The sequence below is a fragment of the Microcystis sp. LEGE 00066 genome (genome assembly GCF_015207925.1).
GTDB lineage: Bacteria > Cyanobacteriota > Cyanobacteriia > Cyanobacteriales > Microcystaceae > Microcystis > Microcystis ichthyoblabe_A.
The window spans coordinates 1-11344 of the sequence record NZ_JADEVX010000142.1 but is presented as its reverse complement, the minus strand read 5'-3'; the positions used below and the strand labels follow the sequence as shown (position 1 = coordinate 11344).

The following is an 11344-nucleotide window of genomic DNA, read 5'->3' as shown; positions in this document are numbered from 1 at the left end:
ATTGGGGGAAAAAAATAAATCTATCTGTCGAGTTTCGTCGCTGACTTCTTTGCTGATTTCGACGATTCCCAGGGGAGAAAGTAATTGTTCAAGGTAATTTTTGGCAAATTGGTCATGGGGTTTCATGGACTGAGCAGTTAATCGATAATTCTCAATTGTATCGAGTGATTTTTGAATGGTTTTATAAACTTATGTTAACAAAAATGTCAGATATTTCAGAAATCCCTTGACAAATAAAAATCAGTTTTGTTAACTTACGATTGTCTTCGATAAATTCCCTTGAGCATCATGACATTAGCAACAATTATGAAAAATGGGGGGGGAGAAGAAAAGCTTATGCAATTCTCTCCTTCAGGTCTTTTCTCTAGTAGCAACTACAGCGATCGGATATACTGCTATAGCTACCAGTGCCACAGCCGAAATTAGTCAGCAAGATCACCTTATTATCGCTCAATTTGCTCCTCGTGGTCGTGAATTTGTTTGTCAGTTTAATGGATCGGGTACTACGATTGCACCTAATATATCAGGGTCTTTTATTCATAGGGGTTCTTGCTACATTCCCGCCGAAGGAAGAAAATGTATTTCTGTCTATGATAACGTATATCAACCAATAGTTGATGGTACGGAGTGGACAAAAGATTGTGGGAGACTTGTGCCGATAGTTAACGATCCTAACACGGGAAAAAGTTACTATCAATTGAATACATTTAACAGAAGATTTATTTTCTCAAAATAATCTATGAGCTAAAAAATTGACAATAAAAGCGATCTAGTTTTGAGGCTATTTATATCTAACCTCTTTTTCTCTGATCGCTTCACTTGCATCTTCTGGAGTCAAAAGTCGTTGCTGTTTTTCACTAAAGTAAAATATTTGATAATTGGGTGATAATTCCTCTTGTAATTGCCGCCAAATATTGACACCTTCCCTCTCAAAATTGTCTTGACTTACTGCATCAAAAAAATGTGAATCGGCGGGATTGTCCCAATTTATAATTTGATTATAAATCTCTGCCCAATTACTTAACTTCTTTTGGATAGAACTCGATAAAGGTAACTCATCTAAGTCAAGGTTATCAGCAGTTTCCATATCCCAAAGAGGCGAATAGTTATATTCTGCCATTAGTTTAATTTTTCTTTTCATCAAGGTCTTCTCCTAAGAAACGTTGGATGAGTTTTCGGGGAGTGGGATTCGCACTAACTACATAACCATTACTACCAATATCGATAGAAATGTATTGAATTTCTCCTTGATAATCAACTTTATAAATACTTCTGCTGGTTCCTTGAGTGCCGATTAATTGTCCAATTGTAATTGCTTTCATCAAGAAATCAATAATATTATTAATCGCAATGCCTCGACGCTGAAAATCTTCTCCATGTTTATTAAGAATATGTTCCCAACCCGATGAAGAATTACCGATTTCTAAAAAGATTATCCGCCCGTTGTCTAATTGAGTAATGGCAATAATATCTTGGGAATTGTGTTTAATATTTCTAAGCTTTAGTTCGTTAATTAACTCCTCAAAACTATTTTCATCGGGCATTGGTTTTTTCAAGGACAAAAATGCTTAAATCGGCGTTTTAACCAGAATCTTGATTGATTTTGACTCAGATTATAGTTAAATCAATTCTCTACCCTTGCGTAGCTTGTCGGACTTGTTCTAAGTCTAAATCCAAAGCTTGAGCGATTTGTTCCACACTTAAACCCAAAGCAAGCAAACGGGGAATAGATTCCAGTTTTCCTTCCTGTCGTCCTTCCAGTCGTCCTTCCCGTTTAGTTGCTTCCTTCCATTCCTGATAGGTTTGAGATAAAGTCATAAACACCTCTCTATCTTCAGTTTCTAGGATGTTATTTATTTCCATACTAACCCGCCAACTAATTAATAATTCCAGTACATTTTCCCAGAAAGCATTAGAACTCTTGCAAATTAATTATATGTTATAATGCTGGGTTAACTAATTTTTTGGGGAAAATTAGTTAATTGGTACATCGGGGTGAGAGCATCTCAAACGCTAAAAAAGGTAAAGATTTCGGCTCTTCGTTACTTGTTATGGTTCGATAGGGGGGCATAAATTGACTAAATCCTTCTCTGGCAAGAGACTTAATTGATGAGTTCGCTCTAGATAAAAAACAATTGACAAAAATCGCCAAATGCCTTTCTACATAAGGGTTCCATCCCTTATAACCCCAGTCCATTGCATAACACAAACCGAAGAACCAAGATTTCCATTATACCATAAAAAAATTATGCAAGATGTATATTATTGTAGGGACGAATTGCCTTCGCTCCTACAATAATAATTATTAACGGTATTAGCAGAGGATTGTTGATTACTTTCCTCTAGTTTTTTCGGCCCAAACTTTGCTGGGTAATCCCCAAACATAGATGAAACCTTCAGCAGCTTTATGATCAAATTGATCCTCGGCTCCGTAGGTAGCTAAATCGGGAGAATAGATAGAATTGACTGACTGACGACCGACCACTTTAGCGTTACCTTTAAACAGTTTGACTCGCACCGATCCCGTTACCTGTTCTTGGGTTTTGAGGATAAAAGCATCGATCGCTTCCTTTAAGGGACTGTACCACAATCCTTTATAAATTAACTGTCCGTAGGTATCTTCAATTCCCCGTTTATATTGGGTAACATCTCCAGTTAAAGTTAAACTTTCTAAGTCCCGGTGAGCATCAATTAAAACTAATAAAGCCGGGGCCTCGTAAATTTCTCGCGATTTAATTCCCACTACCCGGTTTTCGATCATATCTAAACGACCAACACCGTGTTTACCCACTAGGTCATTTAATTGACTAATTAGCGTGACAGAATCGAGATTTTCTCCGTTTAAACTGACAGGAATACCCTGATTAAAACCAATATCGACGTATTCCGGCTCGTTGGGAGTATCGGCGATCGCTTTGGTCATTAGATAGATTTCTTCCGGGGGTTCCGTCATCGGATCTTCCAAGGGACCGGCTTCAATACTGCGGCCCAACAGGTTACGATCGATACTAAAAGGCGAGGATTTTTTCACAGGAGACTCGATCCCGAATTTTTCCCCGTAGGCGATGGTTTCTTCCCGGCTCATGCCCCATTCCCGGGCGGGAGCGAGAACTTTTAAACTAGGATTAAGGGTCATAATGCCCACATCAAAACGCACTTGATCGTTACCTTTGCCAGTGCAACCGTGAGCGACGGCATCGGCCCCGTATTTCTCGGCGGCCTCTACTAATAATTTAGCGATTAAAGGACGAGCCAGGGCGGTAGAAAGGGGATAACGATTTTCGTAGAGAGCATTAGCTTGAATTGAGGGAAAAGCGTATTCTTTGACGAATTCTTCCTGAGCATTGACCACTAAGGATTCGATCGCTCCGCAGCGCCGAGCCTTTTCTTGAATTGGTCCTAATTCGTCTCCCTGTCCTAAATCGGCGGCTAGGGTAATCACTTCTTCCACTCCCCATTCCTGTTTGAGATAGGGAATACAGACGGAAGTATCGACTCCTCCGGAATAAGCTAAAACCACTCTCTTGGCGCGTCCCATAATTTTTTCACCTAAAAACGACTAATTGATTACTCTTTTAAGTTTATTATATATCTTGGGGATTGGATGTTTCTTTTTTAATGCTTTTTTGTTTAGTTTTTGATGAAGAAAAGGAATAGGAAGTCACGAGCAAAGAGCCAAAACTAAACGGGCAACCGGCCGCTATTTACGTTTACTGGCAGCACGACGGGGGGATTTTTTCGGAGCGGTATTTGGGGGATTATCGTTAGTTTTATCTTTAAATATTGGAATAGTAAAATGAAACTGACTGCCGTTATTTTTGCCCTGGGATTCTGCCCAAATTTCGCCGCCCCAACCATTAACGATCTGACGACAGATAGCCAGTCCTAAACCGGTTCCCCCAGTACTTCGTTGCAGGGCCCCCTCCTCTTGGTAAAAGCGATCGAAAACCTGTTCTAAAAGATTGGGTTCGATCCCGCGTCCGGTGTCAGAAATCGTCACTTCTAGGGTTTTTGGTTTTCCCGAAGCGACTTCGATCGAGACATTTCCCTCCCGTCCGGTAAACTTACAGGCATTATCGAGAAGTTTGGAGAGTAATTCCACCAACCACTCGCCATCGGCTAAAACAAAGGGCAGATTAGGGGGGACAAGATTGCTAATTTTTGGATTTTCGTTGTCGAGATTGCGGGAGTGAACGTGACTGATGGCTAATTCCACACATTCCGATAAGGATAAAGCTTCAGGATTCCAATTAACCCGGCCACTTTCTAACCTGGAAAGAGTTAAAAAATCTTGGATTAATTTACGCATTCGTTCCGCATCTTTCAGAGCAGTATCAAGCATAATTTGGCGCATTTCTGCCGGCATATCCGGTTCCGAGGCCAAACTTTCTAGACAGACTTGAATGGTGGACAAGGGGGTGCGTAATTCGTGGCCGGTAATGGCGACTAAATTAGAACGAGTGCGATCGAGGGCGGCTAATTGTTCATTTAAATCCTGTAAATTAGCGTAGGCTTCTGCTTTTTGGATTTTCGTTGTCGAGATTGCGGGAGTGAACGTGACTGATGGCTAATTCCACACATTCCGATAAGGATAAAGCTTCAGGATTCCAATTAACCCGGCCACTTTCTAACCTGGAAAGAGTTAAAAAATCTTGGATTAATTTACGCATTCGTTCCGCATCTTTCAGAGCAGTATCAAGCATAATTTGGCGCATTTCTGCCGGCATATCCGGTTCCGAGGCCAAACTTTCTAGACAGACTTGAATGGTGGACAAGGGGGTGCGTAATTCGTGGCCGGTAATGGCGACTAAATTAGAACGAGTGCGATCGAGGGCGGCTAATTGTTCATTTAAATCCTGTAAATTAGCGTAGGCTTCTGCTTGAATGAGGGCGACTCCGATTTGAGTGGCCACCGCGTCCACCAGGGCGACATCCTCGCTTTTCCAAGTGGTGGTATAGGGTCCACAGTGATGCAGTTCCAACATTCCCAAGAGACGACTTTGGTAAAAAATCGGTACTAATAACCAGGAATAGATGGAACATTCCCGCACCAGATTTTGAATGGAATCCCCGGGGAGACGGGGATCGTGAATAGCGTCTTCAATTTTCAGGGATTCTCTCAATTCCAGCGCTTCCTGAAAAAGAGGATTATTTTTCAGAGGCCATTTTTGTCCTTTGATGGAACTAATGCCGGAGTTTAAAAATTCGTGTTCGATGATGGCGTTAATGTCGGCTTCCTTACAACGATAGACCACGCAGCGACAGACTCCCAATCCCTCCCCCAATTTCCGCACTGCCACCTGGAGGATATCTTCCGGATCGAGGGAACGACGGATCGCCGCTGTCACCGAGTTGATCAGTCTTTCTTTGTGTTCTTTCGATGCCAGGGAACGATTGGCTTTCAGCAGTTTATACTGTCCCGCTTGCAAATAAGTGACCAATCGCTGGACAAAGGGATCCGGTTCCTCTTGATGATCCCTATCCGTCAGTTCACAGATCAGGTATTCTTCTTGAGCGCGCCTAATTTTGTCCGCCAGTTCGGGACGATAATCGAGAATATGATTTAAGAGAATTTGGGCGGCCTGTTGACTCACATGGCGATCACTCGTCCAAATCCCCTCAAAACGGCGATTATTATCCATAGCTGCCCTATTTTCCCCTTCGGCTACCAGATGGGTTCGCTCCCGACAGATTAAACAACTAGCATAATGGCGACTGATAACCACTAGATGCCATTCTTGGGCTAAACTGTCGTCCGGTTGAAAAGCGATCGTCTCGTAAACGTCGGAACTATGCTTAAAATCGGTTTCTGGGGCGGACAAAACATAAACTTGCCCGCTTTTGTGGGCAATGCGTCGGTAGCGATGGGCCTCTTGACGATAAAAGCGCTCACGCTGAAAACTGGCAATCACTAACGGTTGATCGTCTTCCGCTAAAACCTGATCCTCCATGGCGTGGGATAGCGCGGTCAGGGATGCTTTGAAGTACATCTGCGATCGCCATTGGGGGAGTAACTGCAACAGTTCTGTTAAAACAGAAGTTGATCTGCTCATCGATGATCTGTTTCGAGTCGAGTGTGACTAGCAAGCGCAATAGAGGGAACTAGCAATTTCTCCCTTGACCCTATCCTACAAGCTCAAGGGGACAAGAGGTGAGATCGTGACGGCAGGAAATTTAAACCGAGTGATGCCAAAAAGTGAGGGAAATTATTCTCAGTAGGGAGGCACAATTATTTGTAGGATGGGTTAGCGGTAGCGTAACATGAGCGGGCGTTGGGTTTCATGCTTCAACCCAACCTACGTTCATCTTATATTTAATTCCACCCACCCACTTAGTTAACTAGATGTAGGCGACTTTCATTGCCCAAAGGATCAGAGCAATAATACTACCGATAACGATAATCGACGATATCGCCACTACTGCCGGTTTATCGGCTCCCTCGAATTTCATGATGCCACGATTTAAGTCTGACATTGCTTTTAACTCCTTTTCATGAGATGGATAAGGTATGAGACACTTTCGGATCATAAATTAGCGAACTCTCATCTATCCGTGTTATTAGAAATTGGTATCATTCGGCTGTCTTTAATCATTCTAGGCGTTCTTTTCCTTCTTGGCCTTCTCCTTGAGGCTATTTTAAGAATTGTCTTCGGGTTCGGTAATCCGCTTATTTACAAAGCCGATGCCGAAATTGGCTATCTTTTGGCTCCTAATCAACAAACGCGCCGGTTTTCCAATTTTATCGCCGTTAATCAGTATTCGATGCGGAGCGATCCGATTACACCCCAAAGGCCCCCAGAGACGACGAGAATAATGTTAATCGGTGATTCGATCGCTAATGGCTCCTGGTGGACAGATCAAAAAGAGACCATTGCTGCTTTAATCACCAAAAGTTTAGGACAGAATCTGACAGGTTCGGTGCAAGTTCTCAATGCTTCGGCTAATTCTTGGGGACCGCGCAATCAATTGGCCTATCTGCGACGTTTCGGCACCTTTGAATCTCAGGTGATTGTGTTATTAATGAACACCGATGATCTGTTCGCTTTAGCTCCTAGTTCGGCGGTGGTGGGACGAGAAATTAATTATCCCGCTCGCCGGCCAGCTTTAGCTTTAATCGAATTGTCCGATCGATATTTTAAGCGTTATCCTCCCCTGTCACCAGTGCAAGAAGGAGGCGATCGAGTGGGCAATAATTTAACCGCTCTTGCCCAAATTCAAGCCCTTGCTCAGGCTAATCAAGCCAGTTTAATTATCGCTATTACCCCCCTCATTCGCGAAGCCCAAAAACAGGGGCGAGATTATGAATTAAAAGCCCGTCAAAGACTAGCGGATTTCACCAGCAACCAGCAGATTTTTTATCTAGATTTTCTGCCCATTTTTCAAGCACATTCTAATCCTGATTCCCTCTATCGCGATAATATTCATCTTAGCCGAGACGGTAACGAGTTAATTAGTCAAAAACTGGCCGAGGCAATCAAAAAAGTCTTTTAATTAGGGTTTACTGAATCAGTTATCAGTTATCATTTATCAGTTCACTGTTTACTGATTACTGTTCACTGATTACTGTTTACTGAAAATACACCCCACTTCCCTAACAACCATACCAAAGCTTTTCTATCTGTTTTGCTAGGGCTAATAACTCAGAGCGATCGCTTGTATCCCTTAAGAGGGTGACATGGCCTAATTTTCGACCGGGACGGGATTTTTTACCGTACCAAAAAACGTGAGCGTCTGGAATTGCCGCTAAAACTGCTCTTTTTTCGCCATAATCACCGTCACTATCCTCAAAACCCAATAGATTAACCATGACTGCCCCGGCAGATTTTAAATCCGTGGCTCCGAGGGGCAAATTAGCCACTGCTTGCAGTTGTAGAGCAAATTGGGAGGTAAGACAGGCAGAAAGGCTGTAATGACCAGAATTATGGGTACGGGGAGCGATTTCATTAATCAATACCTCTCCCTGGGAAGTGACAAATAATTCCATCCCGAAAACACCCACCGCCGACAAACTACTTAACAGATGATGGGCGATAGATTCGGTTTGAGCCTGTAAAGATTGGTTAAGAGCGGCGGGAGCGATTACCCAGTGACAGACTTGCTCCTCTTGATGGGTTTCTACCACGGGATAGGTGACGATTTCCCCAGTTAATCCCCTAGCGGCAACGATGGCTAATTCGCGCTCGTAGGGAATATAAGCTTCTAACATCAAGTCAAGACGCTCTAATTCCGGCTTTTTGGCGTTTAATTCTTCAGGAGTGCGGATAATAAAGGTTCCTTGACCATCATAACCGTGTCGTCGCGCTTTCAGCACTAGCGGAAAAGGATAATTTTCTAATTGGGACAAATTATCTATCGCCCAAAAATCAGGCACAGGCAACCCTAGGGAGCGCAAATAACATCTTTGCTCGTATTTATCCAATAGGGGGCGCAGATTTGCCAAACTAGGATAGAATTTAACTCCTGTGGCCGCTAATTCTTCTAGGGCATCTAAATTAACAAACTCATTTTCAAAAGTGATCAGATCACAATGTTGAGCTAGTTTTTTTGTGCCTTCCACGTCAGCTATTTCCGCAAAGACAACCCCGTCAGCTAAAGCAACGGCGGGATCGTCGGGGTGTGGTGTTTGTACAATCAGAGAAATGCCTAATTTCTTGGCTTCCTGTGCCATCATCCAAGCTAATTGTCCACCACCAATAACACCAACCCTTGTTTGCATCATTGATCACATCCTAAAGATTCCGGGGTAGAGACGCCGGTTTTTGAGTTGACACCCTCGGCTCTTTCACAGAGATTTTTGATTTGTTGAGCGTCAAGCACGGCAAAACTAAAATCAGCACCGTTGATATTGACTCCCTCGAAAATGGTGCGCAGCATGATCGCTTCGGCAAAAATGGCATCGCTTAAATCGGAATTTTTAAAGGTACTCAGATAGGCTAACCCATTGGTTAAGTCCGCTCCATGAAAGTTGCCTTCGATGATAGAGGCTCCGTTAAACACTGCCCCGCGCAAATCGGCAGAGCTAAAGTTAGAATCTTGCAGATTAACGTTAGTAAATTGGGCAGATTGCAAATTTTGTCCCGAAAAATCCTTTCCTGTCAGATTCTGGTTTTCATAACTGGCATTGGCTCCTGTGACAGCAGCAGAACTGGCAGCTAAGGCATTGACAGGAGAGAGGATAAGTAGTAAGACAAAAAAAGCGATCGCTAATCGAAAGATAGTCTTCATTGGCGGAAAATTCCATCAGTGGGCATTCTTGATTTTATAGCAGTAAGCCATCAGCCGTCAGCTTTCCGCTGGCCGCCAGAAATTGCCGGCACAGAAACCTTTATAATAGCTGTCTGAGCTTATACTGTCATGCAATTTGGTCTAAACAAAAATATTTAAGCCACAGGCCCTCAGCTTTCAGTTAAATAAAGTAAAAGACAAAAGTTAATTAGTTTTCTCTCTCCTGACTCCTATTTCTAAGGACAATTTTTGATTTATACAAGAGGTTTGATGGATACACCACAACTTTTATTTAATGGTTTAGCCGTCGGTAGTATTATTGCTCTGGCTGCTGTCGGTTTAACCCTTACCTGTGGCATTTTGCGTCTGTCTAATTTTGCCCACGGCGATTTTATGACTTTAGGTGCTTACATAACTTGGCTGGTAAATGCTCAAGGGATTAATCTCTGGTTAGCAATGCCGGTGGGGGCAGCGGTGACAGCTATTGCCATGCTCATTGCCGAGAGATTATTATGGAAACCTATGCGCGATCGACGGGCTGACTCTACCACTTTAATTATTATTTCGATCGGTTTGGCTTTATTTCTTCGCAATGGTATTTTAATGATCTGGGGCGGCAGTAATCAACGCTACGATCTGCCTGTGATGACCGCTACAGAAATTTTTGGTATTAAAGTAGCTTTCGATCGCTTGTTAGTTATTGGTTTGGCAATTATAGTTATTATTGCCCTCCATTTTTTATTACAAAAAACTAAGATCGGTAAGGCAATGCGTGCCGTAGCTGACAGCAACGATTTAGCTAGAGTAACTGGAATTAACGTCGAATGGGTTGTCTTCTGGACATGGATAATTACCGGAGTTTTAACTGCTTTAGCTGGAGGGATGTTCGGGTTAATTACCGGGGGAGTACGTCCCAATATGGGCTGGTTTTTAATCTTACCAATGTTTGCGGCCGTTATTTTAGGTGGTATTGGTAATCCCTACGGAGCGATTGCTGGGGCTTTAATTATTGGTGTTGCTCAAGAAATTAGTGTTCCCTTAATTGGTTCTGATTATAAATTAGCCGTGGCTTTATTAATTATGATCTTGCTGTTATTATTCCGCCCTCAAGGTTTATTTAAAGGCACGGTTTAACAGTTATCAGTTATCAGTTATCAGATGTAAGTTTTAAGTTATTTATTTATCTTCATCTTTATCCCTGTTTACTGTTTACTGGACGGCTACGCCGTGCCTTTGGCAACACTGAAAAGCCCAATCTTTAATCCTGAATATATTCTTCCCCGGTGATTAAAGCGTATTCAGCGCGGGTGAATTCTCGACCTAAATAAGCAGCATGATCGAACATAGTAATTGGACAAGGTTGGGTTTCTTCGATCACTTTGACGGCTAATTCTTTGGCAGTTCTGGCAGTGTAAATAGTCTCAGGATTGCGATCAAGTTTTTGCCTAACACCGATAACTTTTCCCGTTTCTGGATCGACGGCTAAACCTTTTTCGTTGATAATATTGCTGTAATGTTTGGCACAGATTAACCCTGCTTCTCGGTCGAGATAAATAATAAAATATCCTGCGGGATCGAGAGCGATCGGGCGTTTGGAAAGTTGATGATCAATAGCGGTGATTTGGGATTTTAATTCGCTCATTTTCTTGACAAAATCACTTAAATAGGGTTTGCTGAAAAAGTTTGTTGGTGGGGTTAGGAGTCAGTAGCCGGTCGTCAGGAGTCAGCAGCCGGTCATTTCAGGCTTTGTTGCCCTTCTTTTTTTTGTACCAGTCTGTGTACTACAAAAAGAATAATGCAAGGTTTTTGAATGTCCCAATCCTATATTCTTGCACTAACATTGGATTTTTTAGGCTCTTCGTTACTCTTTATGCTAAATCAACATACAAGATGCCAAGACAACATACTTCTAACCCAAAAATCCCGAAAGTTTCTAAAGCCATAGCCTCTTCTTTTTATTAGTTTAAGTTTATTGTTGATTCCCTCGACCACCCCATTCGTTGTCCTTCGCTCGAAATAACTAATTATTTCTCCAAACCAGTTTCGGATTGTTTGACAACTCTTAGTAAAAACACTGGAGGATTTTGCCAACCATTCCGAGATGGATAACATTCCCTCT

General features: G+C 42.5%; 11 protein-coding genes and 3 pseudogenes. 3 read left to right on the top strand and 11 right to left on the bottom strand.

Annotated elements, in window-relative coordinates; all coding sequences use genetic code 11:
* Nucleotides 1-313 precede the first annotated feature (313 nt).
* Entirely contained in the window at nt 314-736 is a 423-nt protein-coding gene (locus tag IQ224_RS17255) for a hypothetical protein (RefSeq protein WP_194033268.1), read from the top strand.
* A 45-nt stretch (nt 737-781) separates the two neighbouring features.
* Here the strand turns inward: IQ224_RS17255 and IQ224_RS17250 are convergent, their stop codons facing one another.
* The 7 genes and pseudogenes from IQ224_RS17250 to IQ224_RS24665 all read right to left on the bottom strand — a co-directional run bounded on the left by IQ224_RS17250 (nt 782) and on the right by IQ224_RS24665 (nt 6474).
* Entirely contained in the window at nt 782-1141 is a 360-nt protein-coding gene (locus tag IQ224_RS17250; RefSeq protein ID WP_002747335.1) for a hypothetical protein, read from the bottom strand.
* The gene (locus IQ224_RS17245; protein ID WP_002747337.1) at nt 1125-1556 is read right to left on the bottom strand and encodes a hypothetical protein; all 432 of its coding nucleotides are present in this window, start codon (nt 1554-1556) and stop codon (nt 1125-1127) included. The genes IQ224_RS17250 and IQ224_RS17245 overlap by 17 nt, the downstream gene beginning before the upstream one ends.
* Before the next feature lie 76 nt (nt 1557-1632).
* Nucleotides 1633-1914 (bottom strand): annotated as a pseudogene (locus tag IQ224_RS17240) (Rpn family recombination-promoting nuclease/putative transposase); the annotation flags it as partial.
* Between the two features lie 418 nt (nt 1915-2332).
* On the bottom strand, nt 2333-3538 hold the full coding sequence (locus tag IQ224_RS17235; protein ID WP_002747344.1) for an argininosuccinate synthase: 1206 nt from the start codon (nt 3536-3538) through the stop codon (nt 2333-2335).
* 162 nt (nt 3539-3700) lie between these two features.
* Nucleotides 3701-4519: pseudogene (locus IQ224_RS25070) on the bottom strand (sensor histidine kinase); the annotation flags it as partial.
* Nucleotides 4520-4532: 13 nt separating this feature from the next.
* Nucleotides 4533-6053, bottom strand: a pseudogene (locus IQ224_RS17225) (DICT sensory domain-containing protein); the annotation flags it as partial.
* 286 nt (nt 6054-6339) lie between these two features.
* A complete protein-coding gene (locus IQ224_RS24665; RefSeq protein WP_002736350.1) occupies nt 6340-6474 on the bottom strand; it encodes a hypothetical protein in 135 nt (44 codons plus the stop codon).
* 78 nt (nt 6475-6552) lie between these two features.
* Between IQ224_RS24665 and IQ224_RS17220 the strand changes: the two genes are divergently transcribed.
* A complete protein-coding gene (locus tag IQ224_RS17220) occupies nt 6553-7491 on the top strand; it encodes an SGNH/GDSL hydrolase family protein (protein WP_002747347.1) in 939 nt (312 codons plus the stop codon).
* 100 nt (nt 7492-7591) lie between these two features.
* On the opposite strand, the gene IQ224_RS17215 is transcribed toward IQ224_RS17220, so the two are convergent.
* On the bottom strand, nt 7592-8719 hold the full coding sequence (locus IQ224_RS17215; RefSeq protein WP_084990039.1) for a 5-(carboxyamino)imidazole ribonucleotide synthase: 1128 nt from the start codon (nt 8717-8719) through the stop codon (nt 7592-7594).
* Nucleotides 8716-9225: a pentapeptide repeat-containing protein gene (locus tag IQ224_RS17210; RefSeq protein ID WP_002747353.1), complete on the bottom strand. Its 510-nt coding sequence runs from the start codon at nt 9223-9225 to the stop codon at nt 8716-8718. Before IQ224_RS17210 ends, IQ224_RS17215 begins: the two co-directional genes overlap by 4 nt.
* 270 nt (nt 9226-9495) lie before the next feature.
* On the opposite strand from IQ224_RS17210, the gene IQ224_RS17205 reads away from it, so the two are divergent.
* Nucleotides 9496-10359, top strand: coding sequence for a branched-chain amino acid ABC transporter permease (locus tag IQ224_RS17205; RefSeq protein WP_002747356.1), 864 nt, complete (start codon nt 9496-9498; stop codon nt 10357-10359).
* A gap of 124 nt (nt 10360-10483) precedes the next feature.
* On the opposite strand, the gene IQ224_RS17200 is transcribed toward IQ224_RS17205, so the two are convergent.
* Nucleotides 10484-10867, bottom strand: coding sequence for a DUF4346 domain-containing protein (locus tag IQ224_RS17200; RefSeq protein ID WP_002747361.1), 384 nt, complete (start codon nt 10865-10867; stop codon nt 10484-10486).
* A 236-nt stretch (nt 10868-11103) separates the two neighbouring features.
* On the bottom strand, nt 11104-11344 hold a 241-nt coding region (locus tag IQ224_RS17195; protein WP_194033265.1), incomplete at its 5' end, for a transposase.

Bases quoted from the DNA above. Each gene is read 5' to 3' on its own strand.
- IQ224_RS17255 (WP_194033268.1), top strand. From the start codon at position 314: ATGGGGGGGGAGAAGAAAAGCTTATGCAATTCTCTCCTTCAGGTCTTT.
- IQ224_RS17250 (WP_002747335.1), bottom strand. From the start codon at position 1,141: ATGAAAAGAAAAATTAAACTAATGGCAGAATATAACTATTCGCCTCTT.
- IQ224_RS17235 (WP_002747344.1), bottom strand. From the start codon at position 3,538: ATGGGACGCGCCAAGAGAGTGGTTTTAGCTTATTCCGGAGGAGTCGAT.
- IQ224_RS24665 (WP_002736350.1), bottom strand. From the start codon at position 6,474: ATGTCAGACTTAAATCGTGGCATCATGAAATTCGAGGGAGCCGATAAA.
- IQ224_RS17215 (WP_084990039.1), bottom strand. From the start codon at position 8,719: ATGATGCAAACAAGGGTTGGTGTTATTGGTGGTGGACAATTAGCTTGG.
- IQ224_RS17210 (WP_002747353.1), bottom strand. From the start codon at position 9,225: ATGAAGACTATCTTTCGATTAGCGATCGCTTTTTTTGTCTTACTACTT.
- IQ224_RS17205 (WP_002747356.1), top strand. From the start codon at position 9,496: ATGGATACACCACAACTTTTATTTAATGGTTTAGCCGTCGGTAGTATT.
- IQ224_RS17200 (WP_002747361.1), bottom strand. From the start codon at position 10,867: ATGAGCGAATTAAAATCCCAAATCACCGCTATTGATCATCAACTTTCC.